The organism is Arthrobacter roseus (assembly GCF_016907875.1).
Lineage (GTDB): Bacteria > Actinomycetota > Actinomycetes > Actinomycetales > Micrococcaceae > Arthrobacter_J > Arthrobacter_J roseus.
On the sequence record NZ_JAFBCU010000001.1, the window covers coordinates 367,380 to 394,321 of the forward strand.

Here is a 26,942-nt window from a genome sequence, read left to right on the forward strand (position 1 = left end):
GAACGGAAATGACCTATGAGTGATGAGACTCCCGAAGACGTTACGGCCGCTGACGCACCTCTGGTCGGGGATGTCCTCACGGATCGTATTGAGCCTGTCGATCTCCAGACGGAGATGCAGCGTTCGTACCTCGATTACGCGATGGCCGTCATTGTGGGTAGAGCCCTACCTGACGTCCGCGATGGTCTAAAGCCGGTACACCGCCGGGTTCTGTATGCCATGTTCGATGGCGGCTACCGCCCGGATCGGTCGTTCAACAAGTGTGCGCGCGTGGTCGGCGAAGTAATGGGTAATTATCACCCCCACGGTGACACCGCGATCTACGATGCACTGGTGCGCCTCATTCAGGACTGGACCATGCGGTATCCACTGGCCCTTGGTCAGGGAAACTTCGGGTCGCCAGGCAATGACGGCGCGGCCGCGCCTCGTTATACAGAAACGAAGATGGCTCAGCTTGCCATGGAAATGGTCCGGGATATCGACGAGGAAACCGTTGATTTCCAGGACAACTATGACGGCAAGAACCAGGAGCCGACGATCCTGCCGGCCCGGTTCCCGAACCTGTTGGTGAATGGTTCCTCGGGTATCGCCGTCGGAATGGCCACCAATATTCCGCCGCACAACCTGCGGGAAGTCGGCGAAGGCGTCCAGTGGTTCTTGGAAAATCCGGAAGCCACTCGCGAGGAACTGCTTGAAGCGCTCATGCAGCGCATCAAGGGACCGGATTTCCCCACCGGTGCACAGATCCTGGGCCGGAAGGGCATCGAGGATGCTTACCGTACCGGGCGCGGTTCCATCACCATGCGCGCTGTCGTGAGCGTCGAAGAGCTCCAGGGCCGTACTTGCCTGGTGATCACCGAACTGCCGTATCAGGCAAACCCGGACAATCTGGCTATCAAGATCGCCGAACTGGTCAAGGACGGCAAGGTTCAGGGTATTGCCGACCTCAGGGATGAGACGTCCGGTCGTACGGGCCAGCGCCTTGTCGTGGTCCTCAAGCGCGACGCCGTAGCGAAGGTTGTTTTGAACAACCTGTACAAGCACACGCAACTGCAGGAAAACTTCAGCGCGAACATGTTGGCCATCGTGGACGGTGTCCCGCGCACGCTCTCCCTCGATGCGTTTATCCGTCACTGGGTCACACACCAGATGGATGTCATCATCCGACGTACGCGTTACCGTCTGCGGAAGGCGGAGGAGGCGGCCCACATCCTGCGTGGGCTACTCAAGGCCATGGACGCTCTGGATGAGGTCATCGCCCTGATCCGCCGCAGCTCAACCGTGGATGACGCACGGCGTGGTCTGATGGAGTTGCTGGACATCGACGAAGTCCAGTCCCAGGCCATCCTTGACATGCAGCTCCGCCGTCTGGCCGCACTGGAGCGTCAGAAGATTCAGGATCAGCACGCAAAGCTGGAACAGGAAATCGCCGAGTACAACCGCATCCTTGCCTCTGATGAGGTCCGCCGCAGCATCATCAGAACAGAGCTTCAGGAAATCGTCGATAAGTATGGCGACGATCGACGCGCCGAAATCATGCTCGGCTACGGCGGCGACATGAGCATGGAAGACCTCATCCCAGAAGAGGAAATGGTTGTCACCATTACGCGCGGCGGTTACGTCAAACGGACCCGGAGCGATAATTACCGGCAGCAGGCGCGCGGTGGCAAGGGAATCCGTGGTGCACAGCTGCGCGGCGACGACGTCGTCGAGCACTTCTTTGTGACGACCACGCATAATTGGCTACTGTTCTTCACTAACCTGGGCCGAGTTTACCGGGCCAAGGCGTACGAGTTGGTCGAAGCCGGACGCGATGCCAAGGGCCAACATGTGGCGAATCTGATGGCGTTCCAGCCGGATGAGAAAATTGCCCAGGTGCTGGAACTCAAGGATTACCAGCAGTCACCTTATCTGGTGCTCGCAACCAAGCGCGGATTGATGAAAAAGACAAGGTTGGAAGATTACGACACCAACCGTTCCGCGGGCGTTATAGCGATTAACCTGCGCGATGGCGACGAACTGGTCTCTGCTCAGCTGATCTCGGAGACAGATGACCTCATGCTGGTCTCCCGCAAGGGGCAGTCGCTACGCTTCACGGCAACCGATGAGGCGCTGCGCCCCATGGGGCGGGCGACGTTGGGAGTTACGGGTATGAAGTTCCGACAGGACGATGAACTGCTGACGGCCGACGTCGTCACCGAGGATTCGTTTGTCTTTATTGTTACTGAAGGTGGGTACGCCAAACGCAGTTCCGTGGAACAATACCGGGTTCAGGGTAGGGGTGGTCTCGGGATCAAGGTGGCCAAACTTGCCGAAGTTCGCGGCGACCTCGTGGGCGCCATGGTGGTTCAGGAAAGCGATGAAGTCCTGGTGGTAATGCAGGGTGGCAAGGTGGTTCGGTCGGCTGTCACGGGAGTTCCTGCAAAGGGTAGAGACACCATGGGCGTGATCTTCGCGAAACCGGACAAGAAAGACCGAATCATCGCGGTGACCGCGAACAGTGAGCGAGGACTGGCTGAGATCGAAGATGAAGACGACACCGGTGATGAAGTACCGTTGTCCCCAGAGAATGTGACCGAGCCTGAATCCGGGGCCGAAACTGATGGAGGCAACGAGTGAGCACGTCGAACTCGAGTTCGCGGACCACTAGTGGATCCGGGCGTCCCTCAGGGGGACCACGCACTCCGGCACGGCCGGCACAGCGACCTTCCGGCGGTGGATCTCGACCGAATTTGGTTCACCCAGCGCCGAAAGCGAAGGCCCGTAAAGCACGGCTCCTCGTCAGCAAAGTGGATCCGTGGTCTGTGCTCAAACTTTCGTTCCTTCTCTCAGTGGCGATTGGCATCGTCACCGTCGTTGCAGCGATCGTCCTCTGGACGGTTTTGGATCTCACGGGAATTTTTGACCGTGTGAATTCTTTGCTGGGGGACATCGCCGGTTCCGAAAGTGGCGGTTTCGACCTTCGTGAATATGCCTCGCTTGGTCAAGTGGTGTCGTTTGCAACCATCATCGCCGTGGTCAATGTTGTGCTTTTAACGGCGCTGTCCATGCTCTCGGCGGTCCTTTACAATATCTCCGCTACGCTGGTCGGTGGCATCGGCGTTACCCTCACCGACGACTGATTTGTTGATTGAGGAGCGTCTGCTGTAAAGTCAGATCTCGGCCCGAGAGGGTATCCGGGCGTATAGCTCAGACGGTTAGAGCGCTTCGCTGATAACGAAGAGGTCCCAGGTTCAAGTCCTGGTACGCCCACGGAAACCGATTATTTGGAGGTAGCCACTGTGAAGAAGTTGTTGATTTTGGCAGCTGCGGCAGCAGGGGTTTTTACCTACCGCAAATGGAAGGAATCCGAGACTGAAAAGTCTGTCTGGAAAGAATCGACGGACACAGTCGAGTAGCCGAGTTGGCTACCAGCAGATATACTAAATCAGTTCTCTTCACGGGGGCATGGCGCAATTGGTAGCGCACCTGCTTTGCAAGCAGGGGGTTAGGGGTTCGAGTCCCCTTGCCTCCACCGTGAGTCTCGGAACGTAGCAGCCCTACGTTCCGGGATTTTTTGTTAAGCTTTTCTTGGCCGAGATCACCCCCTCCCGACCTGATCAGGGGTTGTAGAGGGTGATATCGACGAGAAACCCTGACGTCGGCCGGAGCTTGGGCCCGCGACCCTGGACGCGTCTAAGAACTTCCTGCGTGGACAGGACCACTAAAGTGAAACCGTGATCATTTTCCTCGCGACGCTGGGCGTTATCGGAGTAGCAGCTTCTGGGCCCATTATGGCGGCAACGGCCGCACCAGCACTGGCCATAGCTTTCTGGCGCAACGGCCTCGGTGCGCTGATCATGGGGGCTCCCGCCGCGGTGCGGAATCGCCACGAATTTAGGGCGCTCACCCGTCAGGACTACATGTGGACTGGTGCGGCAGCCGTTGCGTTGGCACTGCACTTTGCATGCTTCATCACCGCGCTGAAGATGACCACCGTGGCAGCCGCGACAGCACTCGTATGCTTGCAGGCGGCCTGGATTGCGATCTTCAACCTCATCGGCGGGCAGCGAAGCTCCTCCCGGACCGTTGCGGGGCTGACGCTGGCCTTTCTTGGGGTTGTTGTTATCTCCGGCTTTGACCTGGGTCTTTCCCGTCGGGAGGCTGTCATTGGGGATATTCTGGCCATCGCCGGCGGTGCGCTAGCTGGCCTTTACACCATGGCTGGCGCCCGTGCCCGCAGAAGCATGAGCACGGGAACCTACACGACCATTTGTTACGGCGTGTGCGCGGTCATCCTCCTGGCCATGTGTTTCATCTTTCGGCAGCCGGTGACCGGTTTTCCTCCCATCGTCTGGTTCGGGATTCTCGCTGTCACGCTCGTAGCGCAAATTATGGGTCACACCGTGTTCAATCACCTGCTCGCCGTGTTGAGCCCCCTGGTGGTCTCCATGATCATCCTGCTGGAGATCCCGGGCGCAGCTCTTCTGGCAGCAATATTCTTGGATGAAAAGTTACCTGCGTGGACCGCCGTCGGCCTGGGTCTGATCCTTATGGGGCTGGCGATCGTTGTCCTGGGCCAGCCCCGACGTCGGCCGCTTCCGCCTCCGGATACCGTGGCGGCACCCATGCCGGAACCGGAGACCTAGGGGCCCCGACCGGACAGGGCAGGAAAAAGGCCCGCACAGTTGCTGTGCGGGCCTCTTGGCGTTCTTTGTCTTAGTCCTTCTTTGCGTCCTTGACTGCGTCTTCAGCCTTTCGAGCTGCGCTGCGGGTTCCAGCCTTCGTGGCCTCCGCTCCGTCTTTGGATGCATCCGCTACCTTGTCCGCGGCTTTGTCAGCATCGGACTTATCCGGCCCACCGGTAGTAGCGGGAGAAACCGGGGCAGCGGGTGCTTCCGTTGTTGCTGGCTCTGCTGTTACCGGCGTCGGAGTCTTCCACGGGTCCTCAACGGGACGTGATGCCTTCCAGACGGCAACCCCGGCTGCAACAGCGGCGGCCAGAATGCCAAAGATCAGCCAGCCTTTGCCCTTGCCGCGAGTATCGCGTTTCTTCAAATCCTTGGCGGCCCTCTTAGCGGCATCAGTAGCCGCCTTGCGTGCCTGCTTAACTGCCTTCTTGTTGCCCGTCATCTTGACGACGGCGGCCTCGACACGCGGCGAAACCTTAGCCTTGCTGAGGGTGCGTGACAGGTGGTCCGCGCCCTCACCCAGACTGCGTGAAAGCGAGGGAATGTACTCATCCACGACCTTGTTGCGGGCATGGTCCACAGCAGGTGCCGTTTTGGCGAGTCCCTCCTGAAGCTTGGGCGTCACAGCGCTGACACCAACAGATAGGCCATCAGCCGCCCGCTTGATACCATCCTGAATTTTCGGCGAAGCGGTTTCAATACCCTTCTCCAGCCGCGGAACAGCCCAGTCCATCGCAGATGCGACTTTGGGAGTTGCCCAGTCGCGAGCATTTTCGACACCGGTTGTAAGCGTGTTCTCAAACTCACTGGCTACACGTGCAGATTTCTTCATAACTACCTCCCGAGGAATACAGCGGTTCCTCCAAGACTACGTGGTCATCGCGAGCGGTGCTATTTGTTCGGGGGATGTCCGTGAAAGAATGTACACATGACTGCCATACCAACAGCAAAAGCGACCATTTCCACGAACCAAGGCGATATTGTGGTCAACCTCTTTGGGAACCACGCGCCAAAAACGGTCAAGAACTTCATTGGCCTGGCAACAGGCGAGCAGACCTGGACCCATCCGGGTACGGGCAAGGAATCCAACGAGCCGCTATACGACGGAACGATCTTTCACCGCATTATCAAGGACTTTATGATCCAGGGCGGGGACCCACTCGGTCAGGGCACCGGCGGCCCGGGATACCAGTTCGATGATGAAATTAATCCGGATCTGAACTTCAACGAGCCGTACAAGTTGGCTATGGCCAACGCAGGCCTTCAGGGCGGACGCGGGACCAACGGGTCACAGTTCTTCATCACCAGCACGCCCACCACGTGGCTTCAGGGCAAGCACACCGTTTTCGGTGAGGTAGCGGATGAAGCCTCAAGGGAAGTGGCGGACAAGTTGAATTCCGTAGCTACTTCTCGCGGTGACAAACCACAGGAAGATGTTGTCATCAACACCATCACGGTGGAACAGCTCTAGCTTCACCATCAGGAAGCGGATCTCGGCTGTGAATTCCTCGCCGGGATCCGTTTTCAACGTTAAGGACTGAACATGACCAGTGAACCCGCCTCCCATGCCGACGAGGCCCCTGTCTGCCCACGTCATCCCGACAAGGTCAGCTACGCACGCTGCCAACGATGCGGCCGGCCTGCCTGCGGCGAGTGCCAAGTCAGCGCATCGGTAGGGTTCCAATGCGTTGACTGTGTCCGAGAAGCAAAGCGCTCGAGGCCACAACAGCAAAGCGTCTATGGCGGTGCGGTGACTACGGGCAAGCCCGTAGTCACCATCACCATTATGGTGTTGTGCGGAATTTTCTTTGCGCTGCAGTTTCTGGTGCCGGGATTCACGCGGGCACTGGTGTTTGCGCCGCTCTATGTCATGGACGTTCCGGGCTACATGTCATACCCATTCGAGCCCTGGAGAATGCTGACCAGCGCATTCCTTCACTCGCCAGGTTTTCTCCTCCACATCGCTTTCAACCTGTACGCTTTATGGCTCTTTGGACAGGTTCTGGAACCACTCTTGGGAAGAGTGCGCTTCCTGGCGCTCTATCTGGTCTCTGCGATCGGCGGCTCTGTAGCCGTCCTGCTGCTTTCCGCTCCGAACCAGTCGGTCCTTGGAGCCTCCGGAGCGGTCTTCGGTCTCTTTGGTGCCTTCTTTATTGTGCAGAGGCAACGAGGAGGTGAGGTCCGTTCCATTGTGGTGCTGATCGCCATCAACGCCGTGATTGGATTTATTTATCCCAACATTTCGTGGCAGGGCCACCTCGGAGGCCTCATTGCCGGCGCCGCCTGTGCAGTGGTGCTCGCCTATGCGCCGCGGGGAAAGAACCGTGCGTTCATCCAGTTCGGCGGTATGGGGTTGGTTTTCGTTTTGCTCGTGCTCGTCACGTGGCTTGCAGCAGCCCTGGCGTAAAGTTATCCACAGAAGTTATCCACAGTGTGGGTAACTTACACCGATGTCATTCGCGACATGTGAACTGTGGTGACAGTGCTATCGGCGTTGTGAGGGAGAGTTTCCGCGCAGTTACACACACCTGTGGATAACCTTCGTGCACAGCTGTGGACGGATTGGCGCCGGAAAGGCGTACCATCAACCGTGGACTTCATCCTTTCCCATGGAAATGCGTGCTATGAACAATGATGGAATCGCGGCGTTAGTCATCGCAGTTCTGTTGGCCGCGCTGCTGATCTCCATCCTGCTGCCGCTGCACCGGTTCCGCGCTCGACGTTTTTCGTTCCCCGCCTTTCAACGCCTTCGACTTGCCGGGGTCGGTGTCGCCAACCGCATCTCACCCAAACACCCCGCCCAAATTATTTCCGCCGGCTTTGGTATGGCAATACTGGTGGGCACGCTTCTCCTGATGCTTCCCGTGGCTCGCTCCGGTGACGGCGGCGCGCCCCTGCTCACCGCTCTGTTCACGGTCACCTCAGCCGTCTGCGTCACGGGGCTGACCGTCGTGGACACGGCAACTTACTGGACACAGCTGGGACAGGGCATCATCGTTGTTCTCATCCAGGTGGGAGGATTCGGGATCATGACATTCGCCTCCATGCTCGGTGTTCTTCTTGCGCGGAGGCTAGGGCTCAAATCACGGATATCCATCGCAGCAGAAACAAAGCAGCCCGGCTTTGGCGATGTACGGCGTGTGGTGACAGGGGTCCTGAAAATCACCATCGTCGTCGAACTCTCCGTAGCGCTACTGCTGACACTGCGCTTTGCAACGGCCTACGGCAACAGCATCGGCTCGGCTGCGTCGAACGGCGTGTTCCATGCGATTTCGGCCTTCAACAACGCGGGCTTCTCATTGTTTACAGAAAATCTCATTCCATTCGCCAACGACCCGTTCATCTGCCTACCCATTGCCGCAGCCGTCATCATCGGAGGACTGGGGTTTCCCGTAATTTTCGAACTGCGCCGCGAATTCCGCGCACCATTGCGCTGGAGCATGAACACCAATCTTGTTGTGGCTGGAACGCTCCTACTGCTCGTGGTGGGGACTGTTTTCATCACCGCAGTGGAATGGAATAACCCAGCAACCCTGGGGCCCATGAACCCGATCGAAAAAGTACATGCCGGATTCTTCCAATCAGTCGTGACAAGAACCGCTGGTTTCAACAGCGTTGATATCGGCGCCCTGCATCCTGTTACGTGGTTGGGAATGGATGTCCTCATGTTCATTGGTGGTGGGTCTGCCGGCACAGCGGGTGGTCTAAAAATCGCGACTTTCGGTGTGTTGTTTTTCATTCTCCTGACCGAGATTCGAGGTGGCACAGCCGTCAACATTTTTGGCAAGCGGTTGGCCCGGTCGGTGCACAGGCAAGCTATCACCGTCGTGCTCCTCGCTGTAGCCCTGGTGATCTCCTCCACCATGTTCCTCATGGTGATCACGGACTTCGGACTGGACCGCATCCTCTTCGAAGTCGTCTCAGCATTCGGAACAGTGGGGCTCTCTACCGGTATCACCGCAGACCTCCCCGCCATTGGCCAGGTGCTATTGATACTCATCATGTTCATCGGCCGACTCGGCCCCATCACTCTTGCTTCGGCGCTGGCACTTCGCACGCGTCCGCTCCTCTATGAACTCCCCAAAGAAAGGCCGATCATTGGCTAGGTCAAGCGCTTCATCGTTCTCGAAGGAACGAACCTCAAAAATGGCTTTGGTTGCCGTTATCGGGCTGGGCCGCTTCGGTGGAGCGTTGGCACGTGAACTCGCTGAATCGGGAACCGAAGTCCTCGGAATAGACCTTGATGGTTCCGTGGTCCAACGGTACAACGGGTTACTTACCCATGTAGTTCGCGCGGACAGCAGCAACGAGGACACGCTGCGCCAATTGTCAGTCCACGACTTCGACCGGGTGGTTGTAGGAATCGGCAGCGACCTTGAGGCCAGCATTCTGACGACGTCGATCCTGCTGAAGTTTGAGAAACCCATCATCTGGGCCAAGGCGATCAGCGAGCCCCACGCCGAGATCCTCCGGCAACTGGGCGTCAGCCATGTCATCCGCCCCGAGCAGGATATGGGTAGGCGGGTGGCTCACCTGGTTCGTGGTGCCATGCAGGACTACGTGGAATTCGAAGACGGATTGGCCATGGTGAAGACAACGCCCCCACTCATCGCCGTCGACCGCCCGTTGGGCGTACTCGGACTCCGCGAAAAATACGGCATCACTATTGTGGCCGTAAAACGCAAGCACGGAGGCTGGGACTTCACCACCGCGCAAACAGTGCTGTACGACGACGACGAGATCATCGTGGGTGGGCCCAAGGCGAAGGCTGAAAGGTTCAGCAATCTGAGTTAGTTGCCTGGCGTTGAGCTCCCTTGGAGGGGAGATTCTCCGGGCCGCGCCAGGGTGAGGACGGCCTCTTCGATGCCATCCAGTTTTTCCAGCTCCACCTGTACCGCCTTCAGCGCTCAGTGGTTGTCTCACGAGGAACAGCAGTGCTGAAGCCACGGTGATCCCTCTCGTCGGAAAGCTTGCCTCTGAAAAGGTATCCCCGCCCGCCAACCAATCTAAGAGACCTGCTCAGACTTCGTCGTTATCCACAGTCTTTATCCACAGTGTTATTAACTTACAGCTATGTAGTTCACTGGTAGATGACCCCGTCTGCACCTTGAGGGCATTCTCTCCACGAAGTTATCCACGCCTGTGGATAAAGTTGTTGACAGCTCTCACGGTGTGATTTCAGTCTGCAACTGCGTCTCGAACTACGTCACCACTGGCAGCGTCCATCGATACAGAGTGCTTTTCGCCCATTTCGTCCAGAAGATCTGCCTCCCAGACGGTCGTCCCGTTTTCATTGTCCAGGTTCAATTCAGTAATCTGGCTGCCCTTGATAACGGCGAGGAGCTTCTCCGCTGCTTCCTCGTAACCGATGGATGCAGTATTGACGCGCTCCTGATGCTTGGCCTTTTCGTCTCCATCTTCGTTTTCACTGAATGGTCCACGGGTGACTTCGGAGCCATCTTCGGAGACGTCCATCTCATGCTCCGTGCCATCTTTGGTAACTACTTGAACTTCCCAAGAACCATTCGATTCAGTCTCGATCGAGATCAGTGTGCTCGCTGGAACCTCGGCCAATGCCGTCTTCCCAGCTCGGACTAGTAACTCATTGCGTCCATCGACCGGGGTTGATGGGGAGGCTGAGGTAGACAATGAAGATGAGGCACTGGCCGAAACGGATGATGTTTGGGAGGGGCTTGAGACCTCTGCTAGTGATCCGGCGTCTTCATCACTACAGGCGCTGAGCCCAACCAAAGCGAGGGGAGCGATGGCAAAGATTGACACGAGTTGTGTTTGAGGTGCAACCGAGCGAGTGACTACCATGATCTATCCAATTCCTTGAACCTAAGGGTGCTTAGATTCTTCTTCATTCCACGGTGGTTCACAAGGAAAGACGAGTAACAGTCGAGTCTCGGTAGGCGCTAGACCAATTGGCCGTGCTAGACCATAACCATCAGTGCCAGCGCGTTGTCATAAGGAAACCAACCATGGCGATTCCAAATCCGACCATGATGTTCCAGGAACCCAGTTGCGGCACCGGAAACTGCCCCGAGAACATGTAATAAGTAATGATCCACAACAACCCAACGATCATGAGACCGAACATGACCACCTTGTACCAGAGCGGACTGGGCAACGACTGATCGGGGCCAGCGGACTCCTGCCGGGCAGCCTGCCGGGAGGCGGGCTTCTTGCGGGACTTAGACTCGGGCACGGGTCCTCCTTGTGGCGCCAACAACTAGCGCCGATACGTAAACATAACGTTCGATACAGGTCCGACGACAGCCGCAGTATACTAGAAGCAAGACGACGGCCGTCAATGCGGTTTCACCAACCAATTCTAACGAAGATTGCCTGTAAGCGGGCCGTATAGCAGGGCGGCGTTGAAAATGATCAGGAGAACGAGTGATTCGAGCACGTCGACGCGGCGTCCTCCAGACCACAATTCAGGTCGCCGGGGAGCTACTCATCACCCTCGGAGTGGTTCTCCTGCTCTTTGTGGGCTGGGAACTCTGGTGGACCAATATCGAGTCCAACCAGAAGCAGGACGCCGCCATAGAGAACCTGCTGGCAGACTTCAACGCACCCGTCGTTCCACAAACTGAACCGCAGCAGCCCCAAGACTACGGGGATCCTCCGGTGCTGGAGGCTGTGCAGGAGGGCGAGACCTTCGCAGTCGTCTATATCCCGCGTTTTGGGGCAGAATATACTCGACCGGTGACCGACGGCGTCGGCGTGGCTGTCCTCGACAATCTGGGACTTGGCCATTACCCGGACACGGTATTACCCGGCGGTGTTGGCAATTTTGCGTTGGCAGGACACCGGCAAACCCACGGCATGGTGCTCGACGCCATTCACATGCTGGTCCCCGGGGACCGCATCTTCGTTCAGACCCGTGACGGCTACTACACCTACGTGTACCGGAATAACCAGATAGTCCTACCAAACCGCACCGATGTCATTGCGCCCGTACCAACTCAGCCTGGGGCCACGCCCGTTGAGCGAATCATGACGCTAACAAGTTGCAACCCCCGCTTTGGAGCCGAGGAACGGATCATTGCGTACTCGATCATGGACTCTTGGCAGCCCCTCTCCGCGGGCCCTCCCGCCGAAATCGCCGAACTCGTAGCCAACAACGCAGAAAAGGGAGCCTGAATGTACGGCTGGATCTTTACGCACCTACCCGGACCGTTGTGGGCGCGCATCATGATCTCGATATTGTTGATCGCAACAGTTATCCTGCTCTTGCTGACCATCGTCTTTCCTTGGTTGTCGCAGTTCAATCCACTCACAGATTCCACGATTGGTACGTCCTAGACCATGAACCAGACTTTCCGCATCCTCGTCGTCGACAATTACGACAGCTTTGTCTACACGCTGGTGGGTTACCTTCAGGAATTGGGTGCGGAGACCACTGTCGTAAGGAACGACGACGTCAGTCTCCCCGAGGCCATCGAGCTCGCCGAGGCCCGTGACGGCGTGCTCATTTCTCCCGGCCCAGGTGCTCCCGCGAAAGCCGGAATCTGCGTGGACCTCATCCGTTGGTGTGGTGTGAGCATGAAGCCCATGTTGGGTGTGTGCCTGGGGCATCAAGCCCTCGCCGAGGCCTACGGGGGTACCGTGACACACGCGCCGGAGCTCATGCACGGAAAGACGTCTGAGATTGAACACTCAGGCGGCAACGTGTTCGCAGGGCTCCCCTCACCGCTAACCGTCACGCGCTATCATTCGTTGGCCGCGGTGTCAGAGACTATCCCGGCGGTCCTTGAGGTAACGTCCACAACCGCCAGCGGCGTCATCATGGGTTTGGCGCACCGTACCGCACCGCTGATCGGTGTCCAGTTTCATCCCGAATCGGTACTCACCGAGGGTGGGTACCAAATGCTGGGGAACTGGCTGGAATCCATGGGAATGGGTGGCGCGGCGGAGCGCGCATCGGGACTCAGCCCCTTGATCAGCCGCTAACCCTTGTCCTTATTGGGCGGATTGTCCGGACCCTTCTCGGGCTTTCCGGAGTCCTTAGAAGGATCCGTGGACTTTTCTGGATCGGGTTTGCTGGTTTCCTCGTCCTTTGGAGCCTTTTCCGGTTCGGTGGCAACAGTCACCTCCACAACCGATCCAGGCTCCACCTCAGTGCCCGGAGGATAGCTCTGGGAGGTGATTGTCCCCGGTGCCACGACGGAGTTCTCTTCGTCCTTGAACTCGACGCGCAGGCTCAAAGCTGGATCCGTGAGTGTCGCTTCAGCTTCTTCTTTAGTCATGTCCACCACATTGGGAACCTTGACGGTTCCCGTGGAAATGACCAGATTCACCGTCGCATCGATTTTGACCTTCTCACCGAGCCCGGGATCTGTGGCAACTAGTCGGTCCCTGGGCACGCTGGCGCTGTTCGTTGTGGTGGTTGTCCCCGTAGTCAGGCCAAGACGCTGCAGCGTGTCACGTACCGCCGACTCCGTCTGACCCGCCAGATCGCCGGGGATAACGACAGACGAAGGCCCCTTGGAGACTACGATGGTCACTTCACTGTCCGGCAGGACCTGCTCGCCAGCCTCTGGAGAGGACTCAATGACCGTGCCCTGCTCCACCGAGTCATGGAAGTCTTCCTCAACCTGTGGGGTGAGACCAGCACCGTAGATCTCGTTCTGCGCCTCTGTTTCCGTCATCTCCGCAACGGTTGGAACCGCAACAGTGACAGGTTCCTCTGGCTGATTCATCTGGAGCAGAATGTAAGCTCCTGCGGCTAGAACGAGCGCCAGAACGATGAACAGTGTCACGATCCAGGCCCGACGGCGCTTCCGCCTGTCATCATGAGGATCATCGTCGCGGTTCAGTGCCATGACTGAAGTCCGTTCATCCTCATCCAGAGCCTCTTCGTCAGGATGAACGTCGTCGTTCGTCAGCCTGCCACCAGCCCTCATACGTGCCATCGAGCGCGTCTCGCGCATGTCGACGTCGTTCGTCGCCATCCCGGCCACGCCAACTGTGGACATGGCCTCCGTCGGCGGCGCCCCTTCGGAACCATCTGGTGCAACAGCCACGCCCCTGCGTGCACTCTGAAGTGCGTCACGGAAATCAGCAGCATCCTGGAACCTGTGCGCGCGGTCCTTCTGCAAAGCCTTCGCAAGCACAGAATCCAGAGCAGCCGAAACGTCCTCGTTATAGACGCTCGGCGCATCCGGGTGCTCGCGCACGTGCTGGTACGCAACGGATACAGGGCTGTCGCCGACAAACGGGGGGCGGCCAGCAAGCATTTCATAGAGAACACACGCAGCGGAGTAGAGGTCGCTGCGCGCATCCACTGTTTCACCGCGGGCCTGCTCCGGTGAGAGATACTGTGCAGTACCCAGAACCGCCTGAGTCTGGGTCATGGTGGCCGCGGAATCCGCCATAGCGCGAGCGATACCAAAGTCCATGACCTTGACCGCGCCATCAGGGGTAATCATGACGTTGGCCGGCTTGATATCGCGGTGAACAATGCCAGCCCGATGACTGTATTCCAGGGCGGCGAGGATACCAATCGTATGGTGAACTGCACCATCGACCGATAGTTCCCGGGACTTGATGTACTCGCGGATAGTTCGTCCGGCAACGTACTCCATGACGATGAACGGAACACGTACGTCGTCGTGCGCTGCGGCATTTGGCATGTCCTGATCCCCAGTGTCGAAGATCGAGACGATTGCCGGATGATTTAGGGCTGCCACGGCCTGAGCTTCTCGGCGGAACCGCGACTGGAACAGTGGATCGCGGGCCAGATCCGGACGGAGCACCTTGATGGCCACCGAACGGCCCAGCAGGATGTCACGGGCAAGGTACACATCGGCCATGCCGCCTCGGCCGATGAGTTCACCTACCTCGTAACGCCCGTTGAGGACGCGTTCAGGATTCACTAGGGGTGTCCTTTCATCCGGATCAGCTGTTACTGGTGCGAGTTGCTATGGGCTGGTTGGCGAAGGGGTGGGCTCCGGCTGTGGATTACCGGTATCCGCCGGCGGGCCGGCCGAAACGAAGTAGGTCACCGTGCTGCCCTTGTCCACCTCTTGGCCCTCACCTGGATTCAGCTGCAGCACTGAACCCTGCTCCTGCGTGGACGGACGTGCACCACCGTTGGCGGGAACCAACTCCGCAGCTACCAGCTGTTGCCGGACAACGTTTTCCTGTTCGCCAATCAGGCCGCCAGGAACGGTGACCTGCTCCGCTCCCGTGGAATAGGTAACGGTGACTGCGTCCCCACGCTGCAGCGTGCCAACAGGCTGAACCTGAGTCACGATGTCTACCGGAACCTCAGCATTCGGCTGCGGATCCTCCACAACCTTGAGTCCCAGACCGGACAGCTCGGAGACTACCTGATTCAGCGGCTGCCCCTCATAAGCAGCGGCGTTCACCACTATCTCTTCAGGGACTTCCGTCGTTGGCTCCTGGCTGGGAGTTTCAGATTCGGACTCACTCTGGGACGGCGACGGAGATGTAGACGGAGATTCAGAGGGAGACTTTGAAGTTGCCGGAGCAGAAGAAGACGGCGAGGTGCTCTCATCGTCCGCTGGGGAGAGCCCCTGGACGACAAAGAACCCGGCAACAGTTAAAATGATCAGGAGCAGAAGTGCGATCAGTGGAAGCGTCCACGGGCTGCGTCCACGACGTTCCGCCACGGGCTCTTCATCAAACTCCTCCTCAGTATTCCATTCCCGCTGTGCCGCTACGTCACCGGTATTTGCCGCAGCAGCCGCCCCAGCCCCCGCACCAGCCACAGTAGGCAGTGCCGACGTCGACGGCCGGGAAATAGCCTGCGTGGAGTCCTCTGGAGTAAGGGGAACCGCCGTGGTGGCGTCGTCGTCGCCCGTGAAGAGCAACATGCCGGGAACCGCAACCTCAGCAGCCCTGATGTCTCCACGCTGAATAGCGCTGACCGCCCGAGTCAAGGCATCCGCATTTGCTGGCCGATCTGCAGGATCCTTGGCGAGCATGGACATGACCAAGGCACGTACCGGAGCCGGCACCGACGTCGGCAACGGTGGCGGCGTGTCATTGACCTGCGCCAGCGCGATGGCGATCTGTGATTCGCCCGAGAACGGCCGACGGCCAGCAAGGACCTCGTAGCCGATGATTCCCAGCGCATAAATATCCGAAGAACCCGTAGCCTGCTGACCTGTGGCCTGTTCAGGGGCCAGGTACTGGGCAGTACCCATGACCTGACCGGTTTGCGTCAACGGCACCTGATCCGCGATGCGGGCAATACCGAAGTCCGTGATCTTGACCTTGCCGTCTGGCATGATCAGCAGGTTACCGGGCTTGACGTCGCGGTGGACAAGGCCCTGTTCATGCGCGGCAGACAACGCAGCCGACGTCTGACCAATGACCGAGAGGGTACGTTCTGGTGACAGAGTGCGGTCGCGTTCGATGATTGCCGACAGTGGTTGGCCGGGCACCAGCTCCATGACCAGGTAGCCGGAGCCCTCCTCCTCGCCGTAGTCGAAGACATTGGCAATGCCAGGGTGGCTCAGCAGCGCAGTGTGGCGTGCTTCAGCACGGAAACGGTTGAGGAAGCCGGGGTCACCGGTATATTCCTCTTTCAGAATCTTTATGGCGACCACACGCCCAAGAACCTGGTCCTTGGCCTTCCAGACCTCACCCATTCCCCCAATAGCGATGCGGTCCGTGAGCTGGTACCTGCCGCCTAAGGTGATACCTGTTGTAGGTCTCACTTGTTCAACACCGCCTCTAGAAGTTTCTTAGCGCTTGGACTTGTTAGTTGTGCCCCCGTTGGGACGTCTACATTTTCAATGACAATCGTGACCACAACCTTTGGATCATCCGCCGGAGCAAAACCGGTGTACCAGGAATTGTTGCCCGTGGTCCCCTGAAGCAGTTCTGCGGTTCCTGTCTTGGATGCCACATCGACACCGGGAATCTGTGCACTGGTTGCGGTGCCGCGCTCTGTAGTTCCGATCATCCATTCGGTGATCTGGTTCGCTACCTCCGGCGAAGTGGAGGTGTTCAGGACCTCCGGCTGTGGCTCCTCTATGACCCGCAGATCCGGAGCACGAACCGAACGGACCAGCTGCGGCTTCATCTGAACGCCGTCGTTGGCAATCGCCGCTGTCATCATGGCAATCTCCAGCGGGGTGGCCTTCACGTTGTACTGACCAATGGCCGATTGCGCCAGTTGTGGTTCGTTGAGATCCTCTTCGGGAAACTGGCTCGGCTCCACGCGAGTGGGTATGAACAGCTGCTCACCGAAGCCGAATTCGCGTGCTTCTTTGAGGATAGTGTCCTGACCCAGTTCAAGTGCGATTCCGGCAAACGCGGTATTGCAGGAATGTGCGAGTGCGAAGGCAAAGTCCGCCACTGAACGGCTGGAACACTGTCCGCCGACGTAGTTTGGCAGCTGGTACGTGGTTCCCTTGAGTTCAAGGTTCTGCGGGTTCGGCAGCTCCGAATCGGCATCATACTGATCAGATTCCAGGGCCGCGGCTGTGTCAATGATTTTGAACACTGAACCGGGCGCGAGCAGCTTCTGGGTAGCCGGATTGATGTAAGGAGACAATCCGGGGGTATTGATCAGCTGCTGCATGTTTTCGTTTACTACTTGCGTATTGGCTCCAGCTAGCAGATTCGGATCATAGGAGGGCTTCGATACCATCGCCTTGATGTCCCCTGTTGCAGGGTCCATCACCACTATTGAGCCCTGTTGGCCCTCAGGGATGAGGTCCCATGCAAGCTGCTGCAGTTGTGGGTCAATGGTTAGTTCGACCGAGGCGCCCTGCCCCATACTGCCGTTGAACAAGCCCGCCATACGGTCGAAGAACTGTGAATCGCTGGTACCCGAAAGCTGCTCCTGCAGGGCTGATTCGAGCTGCGTAGCTCCGTGGGAGAGCGAGAAGAACCCGGTCAGGTGGGCGTACATGTTTGGCTCGTTGTATACACGCTGATAGGGGAACGGCCCATCGGTTTCCACCGATTCAGCGATCGGTTTGCCGTCAACGAGTATGGACCCACGATTATCGCCGAAATTCTGCAACACCGTGCGCCGGTTCAAAGGATTATCTGTGAGCGTCTCGGCACCGATGAACTGGACATAGGTCAGCGAACCGAAGAGCAGAGTGAACATGGCAACGGCGACAATCCACGACGTACGAATGGCATGGTTCATGCTGATCCCACCTCTTCGTCCGTTGGCCGTCTTCTAAACGAAGTCTGTTTTCCGGCAAGCACCTTCGGTTGCTCATCAGTGCTGGGGATAGGGCCAGTTACGGCAGGACGCCGCGCTGTTTCCGAAATGGACAACAGCAGGGCAACAATGATCCAGTTTGCCAGCAGAGCGGATCCGCCAGCGGACATGAAGGGCGTGGTCAAACCCGTCAGCGGTATCAAGCGGGTAACGCCTCCGATTACCACAAAGCACTGGAGGGCGATCGTGAACGACAAGCCCGTGGCGAGCAGTTTGCCGAACCCGTCTTTGGTTCCCAACGCGGCCCGGAACCCTCGAGAGATCAAGAGGACATACAAAAGAACGATCGCAAATAACCCGATCAGGCCTAGTTCTTCACCGAGGGACGCAATGATCATGTCTGAATTGGCATACGTCACGAGTCCGGGGCGGCCTTCACCGAGACCTGTCCCCACCAGACCGCCGCTGGCCAGGCCAAAGAGGCCCTGCACCACCTGGCCGCTGCCGCCTGGAACGCGGTCGTAGACCTCTGGATCAAAGGCGTTGATCCAACTGTCGATCCGTAGGGCAACGTGTGAAAAAAGTTGCATAGCCACGAATCCGCCAATAGCGATCATGGCCAGACCAATCAGGATCCAGCTGATGCGTCCTGTCGCGACATAGATCATGGCCATGAATAGACCGAAGAAGAGCACGGATGTCCCCAGGTCCCGCTGGAAGACCAGAACGCCAATACTGACCATCCATGCGGCAATCATGGGCGCCAGATCCTTGAAGCGCGGCAGTTGCAAGGGGCCGATCTTCTTGCCCGCGAGGAGGATGAGATCACGGTTTGTCGATAGATACCCTGCAAAGAATATAGCGAGGGTGATCTTGGCGATTTCTCCCGGCTGGAAAGTGCCGATGCCAACGCTGATCCAAATGCGGGCACCGTTGATGGTCAATCCCAGGGGTGTCAGCGGCAGCAGCAGCAGAACGGCACTGACCAACAGAGAGATATAGGTGAACCGCCGCAACACTCTGTGATCCCTGAAGAGCCAGATGATGGCCGCGGCCGCTACCATGGCGACTGCGGTCAACATAGCCTGGCTGCCAGCAGCATGTTGTTCCTCCGGCAAAGTGAGATCCAAGCGGGCGATCATCGCCAAGCCGATCCCGTTCAGGGCAGTGGCGATGGGGAGAATGAGGGGGTCAGCATACTTAGCCCGGATGCGCAGAATGACGTGGATCGCCAGAGCCAGCCCCGCGAACAGCCCATTGGCCACAAAGAATCCGCTATCCAGCGGCGTTCCACCACCAAGTGCCACCAGGACGTTCGCTCCGACACCGGCAATGAGCGCCAGCAGAAGCAGCATCAGCTCAATGTTCCGCCGTGGTTTGGGGGCTGTTAGTACGTCGCTCATACTCAGTTCCCCTCACAACGTCGGGCTGCGGCCTCACCCGAGATGGCCGGGGCCGACGGGGAAACGGAGGATGTGGGGCTCGAGGTTGGAGAAGATGACGAGCTAGTAGACTTCGAGGCACTGGGACTCGGGCTGGCTTTGCTGCTGGTTGAGGACGTCGGCTCCGGTTTTGGCTCCGGTGAAGTATCTGATTCTGGGGATGGCGCCGTTACCGCACGTGCGGTACAGCGCAGCTCATCCACGATCTCCTGGGCGTGTTCCAGATCCCGGGCAGGAAGCGTGGTCTCTAGCCGGTCTCTTGAGTACTCTGGCAAACTGGAAACGGGGATTTCTGTGACGTCAGTGACCTGGGACAGCTCAATAGGTCCAAGCGTCTGAGAGACGCCATTGAAAATGGCGACGCGGTCGTCGACAGCGGATACGTAGTACCGGGTCTGAGTCCACAGATACCCAAATCCCAGGACCGCGATGAGGATCAGCGTCATCAGCGCAAGGAACGTCGGGATGACCCAACGCCGTCTGGGTGAATCCCGCTGATCAGGAGTCTCTTCTAGGGGAGACCCATCATGCTCGGGCGCCTTGTGCATGAGCAGCTTTGCCGCACGGCGCTCATTCGACTGCTTGGTGACAATCGGGATCTGCCCGGTCTCCGTTGCCAAAGCCGCAGAGCCGACCAATTCGTGGGGTCGTTGTGCCAGATCCCGGCGGATCATATCGGCACGAATAGTATCGTCGACGGTTGTTGTCTTCTGCTTCCGTGCCTGAGAATCTTCAACGGCTGGACCTGGTGCAACTGTGTCGTCGTCGCCGTCGACCCGCGCGCGGACACGCACCGGCTCAGGCGGAACCACCGGCACGACTGAATCGTCCTCGGTGGCCTCAGCTACCTCAATGACAGCAACCGTCACGTTGTCCGGAGCGCCACCGGCGAGGGTGAGCTCTACCAGAGTATTGACGCACTCCCGGAGGCTGGACGACTCCCGAAAAACCTGCTCAATGGCTGCATCTCGCAAAACCGCCATTAAACCGTCAGAGCACAGCAGCCATTTCTCGCCCGGAACGGCGTCGTAGGTTTCAACGTCGAGTTCAGGGCTGGCATCGACATCGCCCAGGACCCGCATCAACACGTTCTTGTGCGGATGGACCTCTGCCTCTTCCGGCCTCAGCCGCCCCTCGTCAATGAGCCGCTGCACAAAGGTGTGGTCTATGCTCATTTGCTCAAAAACATTGTCCTTGAGCCTATACGCACGCGAATCCCCGATATGCGCAAGGGTTATATGGTTTCCATCGAGCAACAGGGCCGTGCAGGTGGTGCCCATACCGGCGAGCTGCGGATTGGTTCCCACGAGTTCGGACAGCAGCGAATTGGCGGTCTGAATTTCATCGGCCAAGATCGTCGCGGCGTCGCCGTCGTATTGATGGTCCAGATGAACAAGGTCCAGCACAGTAGAAGCAGAAGCAATGTTTCCGCCCGCATGGCCACCCATGCCGTCCGCCACAACCGCCAGGTTCTGGCCCACATACGCTGAATCGTCATTTTTAGCACGTGAGCCAACATCGGAGCGCACCGCATAGCGCAGAATTAGCGCCATCCTATGGCCTCAATTCGATGACCGTCTTGCCGATCCGGATGGGTACTCCGGGTTCAACGGGAAGTGCACGCGTCAGTTGGCTTCCAGACACGAAGGTTCCGTTGGTGGAACCCAGGTCTTCCACGAACCATCGACTGCCCTGAGGGAACAGACGCGCGTGCCGACCCGAGGCGTAGTCATCATCCAGAACTAGTGTTGCTTCCTGAGCGCGGCCGAGGAGGATGGGGCTGTTGGTCAGCTCCAGGGTGGTTCCTTTGAGCGGGCCTTCGGTGACGATGAGTTCCCTTGCGGATTTTCTCGGCGCTGTGTTGGCTGAGGGAACCTGGCGCGCAGGCCTGACTCCGGTACGTGTGCGTTGCCCGACCATCAGATCGCGGCGAAGTGCACTCACAATGCTTATCACCAAGACCCACAACAGGATCAGAAAGCCATATCGCAAAAGCGTCAACGTCAGGTCACTCATTCGGCGGCTCCGCCATTGGTGGGAATCAAGCGGAAAATAGCCCTTGCCCGGCCCATGGTGATGACAGAACCGTCTGTGAGCTCCGCTTGACCGTGTAACCGTTCCCCATTGACATAACTTCCGTTGGTGGAGCCGAGATCCACTGCGAGGACCGAGGAGCCTTTGCGGCGGATTTCGAGGTGTCTACGTGACACTCCGGTGTCTTCCACCCGAATATCAGCTTCAGCGGACCGTCCGATAATCGCCGATTCAAGCGTCAGCGAGTGGCGGTGGCCGTCTATGTCAAGAACGGGTTCATTGCGTGTGGGACGTCGCGAAGGGGCAGCCGGTGCCTTCGGCGCCGCGGATTGGCGCGGTTGGCCGGCCTTCTCGGTGGTGGAATCGATCTCCAACACACCGGCTTTCAGATCCGTATCCCGCATGAAGGACACGCGCACCGGGCCGCGAAGCGTGTAGTTCTGGCTGTTGACGTGCTTAATCACGACGTCGCAGAGTTCCTCGGCGAGGGGAGCGCCCCACTCCTGAGCGTGGGCAAAATCGGCTGCCGAGAGACGGGCGGCGAAAACATTGGGGGCGAGGGTGCGGCCCTCTCCGATCGTGTAAGACTTGTTGTCCAGTTCGCGGCGCAGCGCGCTGGCGATTTCTACCGGCTGAACTTCCGCCTTTGAACCCGTGGAGAAGGCGCCGCGGACTACCTTTTCAATGCCGCGCTCGACGTTGTCGAGAATGCCCATTCGTTGCCTCCTCCCGTTGTGTCATATCTGATTCCGCTCCAGCTGAGGCTACCCGTCCCATCCGACGGGTAGGCACCGAGCAACGATAATCGTGCCCGGACTGCCTCGTGCATACTTCCCGATACTACTTGGGGAGTATGGAAATGACCTTAATCAGGGCATTGTCGAAGCCAATTAGTGATAACGATTCGTGCTCCCGGTTAGTTGCACGGTGTCCACCATCTCAGGCTTCGCGTCTCCTCAAGAGATTGGCGGTTGCAGACCGGCAAAGGTAGGCGGACGTGGTTTAGGTTAAACGGCATGACTTTGGTTATGATGGATCTCGCTGTTCTTGGAGGTTTCGACCTCCAAAGCACTATGCGCGAGTGGCGGAACGGCAGACGCGCTGGCTTCAGGTGCCAGTATCCGAAAGGGTGTGGGGGTTCAAATCCCCCCTCGCGCACAGAAAACAAAGAGCACCTCCGGCTGTGTCCGGGGGTGCTCTTTGTTTTATCTGAGCCGCAGTGGGCGGACCGGCGTTTTCTAGGTGAATTCCACCGTGAACTATTGGTCAGATGCGCTCTTGGGAACCCGCACCGTGCGTTTGTAGGTGAGCAGATTCAGAGCAGGTTCAGCGAAACGAGCGATGACGGGGCCACTGACTGCCATGATCAGGACGTATGCGGTTGCCAGAGCGGCCAGTTCCGGAACAACGGCACCGGAGGCGACCGCGAGTCCCGCGATAATAATAGAGAACTCACCGCGCGCGACGAGCGCCGCGCCAGCTCTGGCCCGTCCAGGTCTTCCAATTCCCTGACGTTTTGCCGCCCACCATCCGGTAGTCACTTTGGTGCAGACGGTAACGAAGGCCAGAACGAGTGCCCAACCAAGGACAGGCGGAATCGTAGAGGGGTCCGTATTCAGCCCGAAGACAACGAAGAACATCGCGGCAAAGAGATCTCGCATCGGCTCCATGACACGCGTTGCGGTTTCTGCTGCGGCTCCAGAAATTGCGATGCCGAGGAGGAACGCACCCACAGCGGCTGAGACTTGCAGCGCAGCCGTGACACCGGCTACCAGCAGGGCCGCGCCGAACAGAGTGAGTAGAAAAACTTCTCGGTCCTTGTTATCGATCACTGCTGAAACTACTCTGCTGAAACGCAAGGCGATCACGAGCACGATGGTGACCACGAGCAGGGAAATTCCTACCGCCTGAAGGCCCCCAAGAAAACTGACGCCGGAGAGTACGGCCGTGAGAATGGGAAGGTAGACCGCCATGGCCAGGTCTTCGAATACGAGCAGGGAAAGAACGATGGGCGTTTCGCGGTTCCCGAGTCGCCCCAGATCCGTCAGCACCTTGGCGATAATGCCCGAGGAGGAAATGTACGTCACGCCGCCCATGACCAACGCCCCAACCGGGCCCCAACCCAGGACGAACGCGACGACTGCACCCGGTATGAAGTTCAAAACGATGTCGAGAACCCCTGCCATCCAGGATTGACGCATCCCAGTGACCAGTTCTCTTGCAGTGTATTCCAGGCCCAACATCAGCAGTAGGAGGATGACTCCAATTTCGCTGGCGATCGCGCTGAAATCCTCTAGACCACCCAGCTCAACGAAACCACCGGATCCAAAGAACAACCCGCCCAGCAAATACAGCGGGATCGGCGACATCCCGATCTTCCCGGCGAGGCGTCCAAGAATCCCGAGGCCGAAAAAGACGGCGCCCAGTTCAATGAGTGTGACAGTACTGCTAGCCATGCACCGTCATCCGAGGAGAATATTGGCTGCCTTGTCCAGCCCTTCCGACGTTCCAACGGCGACAACCAGATCTCCGGCAGCAAAGCCGAAATCCGGAGTCGGAGATGGCTGTACCTGACCAGCGCTGAGGACGGCCACCACAGAAACGCCGGTTTTGGTCCGCAGCTGCGTATCTCCCAGCTTTCGGCCGTCGAACGGCGAACCCTTCGCAATAAGAAATTGACGAGTGTTTACTCCGGGGAGGTCTCGGTGCTCCTTGGTGAGCTGAGCTACAAGCTGCCGTGCGCCGAGGAGGTTCCCGAGGGTCGCTGCCTCATCCGATGTGAGCGGCATTGATGCGAGACAACCATCCGGGTCATCTTCGCGGGACACAATGAGCGCCATGTCGCCGTCACGAAGGGACAGGACACCGATCCGGCGCCCAGCGGCCGTTGTGATTTCCTTACGGATTCCGATCCCGGGAAGCGGGGTTTCATCAACGATCATCCATCAATCCTAGACCCGCGGATACTAATGGGAATCCTTCGCCTGACGCGTCTCGCGCACACGCTTTTCCTCGGTGCGGACCTGCGCCATGCTTGCGCGCTCATCCACCAGCCACTGCGGTGGGTTCTGCAGCAGTTCGGCGATTTCCGCCGTCGTCAGCGGTTCCGTCTTTCCAGCCCGTGCCAGTCCAGCGATGGAGACGTTGAGTTTCCGTGCCACCTCCGGACGTGGATGGGGTCCGTTGTGGCGTAGTTCCTGAAGCCACTCGGGTGGGCTGGACTGGAGGTCCGTGAACTCGGCCCTCGAAATCACTGAATCCTGAAATTCCTGCGGTGCCGCCGGTAGATAGATGCCAAGCTTCTTTGCGGCAGTTTCCGGTTTCATGGCCTGAGGCGCTTTCTCGCTGTTCATGGCTCAAGCGTATCCTCCCGCGCCTATCCGCAGGTCGCTTGCACTACTGTGGGAGCCGTGAAGCCAACAAGTGCCCTGACGATCGGCTTTGTACCCGGGGTGACTCCGGCAAAGTGGGCGGGCCGATGGCGTGAGCGCCATCCTGAGATTCCCTTGGAACTGATGGAGTGCGACGCCGGCGAGCAGGTGAGAGTCCTGCATGACGGGAAGATCGACGTCGGCCTTGTCCGCCTTCCGATACCTCTGGAGGGCGTCCATGTCATTCCGCTCTATTCGGAGAAGCCTGTGGTTGTCGCGGCGAAGGAACACTTCATAGCCCTCTACGAAGACGAAGTACCGTTGGCTGATCTGGAGGGCGAGATGTTCCTCGACGTGGTGGAGCTCGGAGCGGCCATGGCCGTGGAAGTTGCCGCTTCCGGAGCCGGAATTGCTATCATGCCCATGTCGCTGGCGCGCCTCTATAATCGCCGGGACGCAGTTAATCGTCCGGTTTCTGATTCACCGGAAACCCGCATCGGTATTGCCTGGTTGTCTAACAACACCTCAGAACTGATCGAGGAATTCATTGGCATAGTGCGGGGGCGCACCGCCAACAGCTCGCGTCAGCCCCTCGCCGGATCAGCCACTGGTGAGCCCAACGGCAAGGACAGCTCCGGCAAGGGCAGTTCAAAGGATCGGCGGAAGCCGACGTCGAACCCTCGTCGAGAGGGCAAACAGTCCGGAAGTTCCGTGCCACGCTCCAACTCACGGGGGACCAGCGGTGGTAAGGGGCGGGAGTCAGGGCAAGGCAAGCACGGGCGGCGAGGCCGCCGCTGACTACGCCGGTGTCCCGACGCGGTGGTCCTGCCGGGCCTGGTAGTAGTGGGTGGCCCTAACCGATTGAGGCCAGTCCGAAGACGGCGGCTGCGATGCCGAAGCCCATAACGCCGATCCCGGTCTCCATGACCGTCCAGGTTTTGAGCGTTGTGCGTACGTCCATGTCCATGAAGCGGCCGACGAGCCAGAACCCGGAATCGTTCACGTGGCTGGCTACCACTGAGCCGCCTGCGACCGCGACAACCAGAGCCGCTACCTGGACAACGTTGTAGTCGCCGGAGGCGATCGCGGGAGCGAGCAGTCCCGCCGCCGTCGTCAGCGCCACCGTGGCGGAGCCTTGGGCGATGCGCAAGATGGCGGCGACCAGGAAGCCGGCAAGGATGACTGGTATTCCGGCGTCGCCGAGCACGTTCGCCAGTGCACCGCCGATGCCGGAGGTTTCAAGGACACCGCCGAACATGCCGCCTGCGCCGGTGATGAGAATGACCGAACAGACGGGGCCAAGTGCCGATTCGAGAGTCTTCTCGAGCACTGATTTCTCTACGCCGCGACGACGTCCCAGTACGTATGCAGCTACGAGCAGTGCGATCAGCAGAGCCACGGGCGTTGCACCGATGGTGATGAGAATTTGGAACCACAGCTGGCCGTCAGTTCCCTCTGGGAGAACTCCGGCCGTACTCAGCGTCGTGAGTCCTGTGTTGAGAAAGATCAAGAACATGGGCAACAGCAGGATGAACAAGACCGTGCCGAAGCGCGGAGGGTTTTCGCGGCTCTCTTCATCCGCTTCACCCAGAAGAGCGGGCACCGGCAGGACGAATTTCTTACCCGCCCACAGGCCATAGAGATACGCGGCCACGTACCAGGTGGGAATGGCTGCGATAAGGCCCACCAGCAGGACGACGCCGACGTTCGCGTCGAAGAACTCAGAGGCGGCCACCGGGCCGGGGTGCGGTGGCACGAACACGTGCATCACTGAGAACGCGCCCGCTGCGGGGAGCCCGTAGCGCAGAACACCGCCGCCTAGGTGGCGTGCCACCGAGAAGATCACGGGGAGCATGACCACCAGGCCCGCGTCAAAGAAGATAGGGAAGCCAAAGAGAAGGGAGGCGACGCCGAGGGCCAGGGGCGCGCGTTTTTCGCCAAAGAGGTTGATCAAATAGTCAGCGAGGGCTCGGGCGCCGCCGCTGGTTTCCACGAGCCTGCCCAGCATGGCGCCGATGCCGACTAGGAGTGCAACGGAGGCGAGGGTGTCGCCGAAACCGAACAGCAGGACGTCGATGGTGCGTCCGGCTGGGATGCCGGTTGCGAACACCGTGAGAATACTCACGATGATCAGCGAAACGAATGCGTGGAGCCGCACTTTGATGATGAGGAACAGCAAGAGTGCGACGGCTGCGGCTGCAATCAGCAGCAGCGGGAGCGCCCCTAGGGTTTGTGTCCAGCCTTCAATTTCCATGTGGGT

At 58.8% G+C, this 26,942-nt stretch carries 25 protein-coding genes and 3 tRNA genes; 14 read left to right on the forward strand and 14 right to left on the reverse strand.

From position 1 onward, the window contains the following. Nucleotides 1-15: 15 nt before the first annotated feature. The 6 genes from gyrA (at nt 16) to JOE65_RS01915 (ending at nt 4,628) form a co-directional block, all read left to right on the forward strand. The gene (gene gyrA, locus JOE65_RS01895) at nt 16-2,619 is read left to right on the forward strand and encodes a DNA gyrase subunit A (RefSeq protein WP_205161648.1); all 2,604 of its coding nucleotides are present in this window, start codon (nt 16-18) and stop codon (nt 2,617-2,619) included. Then, nucleotides 2,616-3,122, forward strand: coding sequence for a DUF3566 domain-containing protein (locus JOE65_RS01900; protein WP_205161649.1), 507 nt, complete (start codon nt 2,616-2,618; stop codon nt 3,120-3,122). The genes gyrA and JOE65_RS01900 overlap by 4 nt, the downstream gene beginning before the upstream one ends. A 56-nt stretch (nt 3,123-3,178) precedes the next feature. Beyond that, nucleotides 3,179-3,252, forward strand: a tRNA-Ile gene (locus JOE65_RS01905). Nucleotides 3,253-3,281: 29 nt separating this feature from the next. After that, nucleotides 3,282-3,398 (forward strand): DLW-39 family protein, encoded by a 117-nt coding sequence (locus JOE65_RS15010; RefSeq protein ID WP_338021527.1) that lies wholly within the window; start codon nt 3,282-3,284, stop codon nt 3,396-3,398. A 43-nt stretch (nt 3,399-3,441) separates the two neighbouring features. Continuing rightward, nucleotides 3,442-3,514: transfer RNA gene (locus tag JOE65_RS01910), tRNA-Ala, on the forward strand. Between the two features lie 202 nt (nt 3,515-3,716). Further along, nucleotides 3,717-4,628 carry an EamA family transporter gene (locus JOE65_RS01915; RefSeq protein WP_205161650.1) on the forward strand — a complete coding sequence of 304 codons (912 nt, stop codon included), beginning with the start codon at nt 3,717-3,719 and terminating at the stop codon, nt 4,626-4,628. Between the two features lie 70 nt (nt 4,629-4,698). Here JOE65_RS01915 and JOE65_RS01920 read toward each other — a convergent pair whose 3' ends face one another. After that, nucleotides 4,699-5,502 (reverse strand): hypothetical protein, encoded by an 804-nt coding sequence (locus tag JOE65_RS01920; RefSeq protein WP_205161651.1) that lies wholly within the window; start codon nt 5,500-5,502, stop codon nt 4,699-4,701. Between the two features lie 96 nt (nt 5,503-5,598). On the opposite strand from JOE65_RS01920, the gene JOE65_RS01925 reads away from it, so the two are divergent. From JOE65_RS01925 to JOE65_RS01940, 4 genes are all read left to right on the forward strand, one after another. Then, entirely contained in the window at nt 5,599-6,141 is a 543-nt protein-coding gene (locus JOE65_RS01925) for a peptidylprolyl isomerase (RefSeq protein WP_205161652.1), read from the forward strand. Between the two features lie 72 nt (nt 6,142-6,213). Further along, nucleotides 6,214-7,077: a rhomboid family intramembrane serine protease gene (locus JOE65_RS01930; protein WP_205161653.1), complete on the forward strand. Its 864-nt coding sequence runs from the start codon at nt 6,214-6,216 to the stop codon at nt 7,075-7,077. A gap of 217 nt (nt 7,078-7,294) precedes the next feature. Beyond that, nucleotides 7,295-8,776: a potassium transporter TrkG gene (locus tag JOE65_RS01935; protein WP_205161654.1), complete on the forward strand. Its 1,482-nt coding sequence runs from the start codon at nt 7,295-7,297 to the stop codon at nt 8,774-8,776. 40 nt (nt 8,777-8,816) lie between these two features. Next, a complete protein-coding gene (locus JOE65_RS01940) occupies nt 8,817-9,464 on the forward strand; it encodes a potassium channel family protein (protein ID WP_239536583.1) in 648 nt (215 codons plus the stop codon). A gap of 384 nt (nt 9,465-9,848) precedes the next feature. Here JOE65_RS01940 and JOE65_RS15415 read toward each other — a convergent pair whose 3' ends face one another. Then, nucleotides 9,849-10,451 (reverse strand): PepSY domain-containing protein, encoded by a 603-nt coding sequence (locus JOE65_RS15415; RefSeq protein ID WP_205161656.1) that lies wholly within the window; start codon nt 10,449-10,451, stop codon nt 9,849-9,851. 169 nt (nt 10,452-10,620) lie between these two features. Next, nucleotides 10,621-10,881 (reverse strand): cell division protein CrgA, encoded by a 261-nt coding sequence (locus tag JOE65_RS01950; RefSeq protein WP_205161657.1) that lies wholly within the window; start codon nt 10,879-10,881, stop codon nt 10,621-10,623. 191 nt (nt 10,882-11,072) lie between these two features. Here JOE65_RS01950 and JOE65_RS01955 point away from each other — a divergent pair, with 191 nt between their 5' ends. Together JOE65_RS01955 and JOE65_RS01960 are read left to right on the forward strand one after the other, a co-directional pair. Beyond that, a complete protein-coding gene (locus JOE65_RS01955; RefSeq protein WP_205161658.1) occupies nt 11,073-11,822 on the forward strand; it encodes a class E sortase in 750 nt (249 codons plus the stop codon). A gap of 165 nt (nt 11,823-11,987) precedes the next feature. Beyond that, the gene (locus JOE65_RS01960) at nt 11,988-12,632 is read left to right on the forward strand and encodes an anthranilate synthase component II (protein WP_205161659.1); all 645 of its coding nucleotides are present in this window, start codon (nt 11,988-11,990) and stop codon (nt 12,630-12,632) included. Here the strand turns inward: JOE65_RS01960 and pknB are convergent. From pknB to JOE65_RS01995, 7 genes are read right to left on the reverse strand one after another with little or no spacing between them, the layout of a single operon-like run. Further along, a complete protein-coding gene (gene pknB / locus JOE65_RS01965) occupies nt 12,629-14,557 on the reverse strand; it encodes a Stk1 family PASTA domain-containing Ser/Thr kinase (RefSeq protein ID WP_205161660.1) in 1,929 nt (642 codons plus the stop codon). The genes JOE65_RS01960 and pknB overlap by 4 nt on opposite strands. A 45-nt stretch (nt 14,558-14,602) precedes the next feature. Further along, a complete protein-coding gene (locus tag JOE65_RS01970; RefSeq protein WP_205161661.1) occupies nt 14,603-16,369 on the reverse strand; it encodes a protein kinase domain-containing protein in 1,767 nt (588 codons plus the stop codon). Continuing rightward, nucleotides 16,366-17,817, reverse strand: coding sequence for a peptidoglycan D,D-transpeptidase FtsI family protein (locus JOE65_RS01975; RefSeq protein WP_205161662.1), 1,452 nt, complete (start codon nt 17,815-17,817; stop codon nt 16,366-16,368). Before JOE65_RS01975 ends, JOE65_RS01970 begins: the two co-directional genes overlap by 4 nt. Beyond that, nucleotides 17,814-19,238 carry an FtsW/RodA/SpoVE family cell cycle protein gene (locus JOE65_RS01980; protein ID WP_205161663.1) on the reverse strand — a complete coding sequence of 475 codons (1,425 nt, stop codon included), beginning with the start codon at nt 19,236-19,238 and terminating at the stop codon, nt 17,814-17,816. The genes JOE65_RS01975 and JOE65_RS01980 overlap by 4 nt, the downstream gene beginning before the upstream one ends. Nucleotides 19,239-19,240: 2 nt before the next feature. Beyond that, a complete protein-coding gene (locus tag JOE65_RS01985; protein ID WP_205161664.1) occupies nt 19,241-20,830 on the reverse strand; it encodes a PP2C family protein-serine/threonine phosphatase in 1,590 nt (529 codons plus the stop codon). A 1-nt stretch (nt 20,831) separates the two neighbouring features. Then, a complete protein-coding gene (locus JOE65_RS01990) occupies nt 20,832-21,293 on the reverse strand; it encodes an FHA domain-containing protein FhaB/FipA (protein WP_205161665.1) in 462 nt (153 codons plus the stop codon). Beyond that, nucleotides 21,290-22,027 carry an FhaA domain-containing protein gene (locus tag JOE65_RS01995; protein WP_205161666.1) on the reverse strand — a complete coding sequence of 246 codons (738 nt, stop codon included), beginning with the start codon at nt 22,025-22,027 and terminating at the stop codon, nt 21,290-21,292. The genes JOE65_RS01990 and JOE65_RS01995 overlap by 4 nt, the downstream gene beginning before the upstream one ends. A 359-nt stretch (nt 22,028-22,386) precedes the next feature. On the opposite strand from JOE65_RS01995, the gene JOE65_RS02000 reads away from it, so the two are divergent. Beyond that, nucleotides 22,387-22,469: transfer RNA gene (locus JOE65_RS02000), tRNA-Leu, on the forward strand. Between the two features lie 101 nt (nt 22,470-22,570). Here the strand turns inward: JOE65_RS02000 and JOE65_RS02005 are convergent. The 3 genes from JOE65_RS02005 to JOE65_RS02015 are packed head-to-tail and all read right to left on the reverse strand — an operon-like array spanning nt 22,571 to nt 24,664. Beyond that, complete coding sequence (locus JOE65_RS02005) at nt 22,571-23,767, reverse strand: cation:proton antiporter (protein WP_205161667.1); 1,197 nt, start codon at nt 23,765-23,767, stop codon at nt 22,571-22,573. Between the two features lie 6 nt (nt 23,768-23,773). Next, entirely contained in the window at nt 23,774-24,253 is a 480-nt protein-coding gene (locus JOE65_RS02010; RefSeq protein ID WP_205161668.1) for a cation:proton antiporter regulatory subunit, read from the reverse strand. Between the two features lie 24 nt (nt 24,254-24,277). Then, complete coding sequence (locus tag JOE65_RS02015; protein WP_205161669.1) at nt 24,278-24,664, reverse strand: DUF5997 family protein; 387 nt, start codon at nt 24,662-24,664, stop codon at nt 24,278-24,280. A gap of 57 nt (nt 24,665-24,721) precedes the next feature. Here JOE65_RS02015 and JOE65_RS02020 point away from each other — a divergent pair, with 57 nt between their 5' ends. Continuing rightward, a complete protein-coding gene (locus tag JOE65_RS02020) occupies nt 24,722-25,480 on the forward strand; it encodes a LysR substrate-binding domain-containing protein (protein WP_205161670.1) in 759 nt (252 codons plus the stop codon). A 55-nt stretch (nt 25,481-25,535) separates the two neighbouring features. Here the strand turns inward: JOE65_RS02020 and JOE65_RS02025 are convergent, their stop codons facing one another. Continuing rightward, nucleotides 25,536-26,936 carry a GntP family permease gene (locus tag JOE65_RS02025; RefSeq protein ID WP_205161671.1) on the reverse strand — a complete coding sequence of 467 codons (1,401 nt, stop codon included), beginning with the start codon at nt 26,934-26,936 and terminating at the stop codon, nt 25,536-25,538. Between the last annotated feature and the right edge of the window lie 6 nt (nt 26,937-26,942).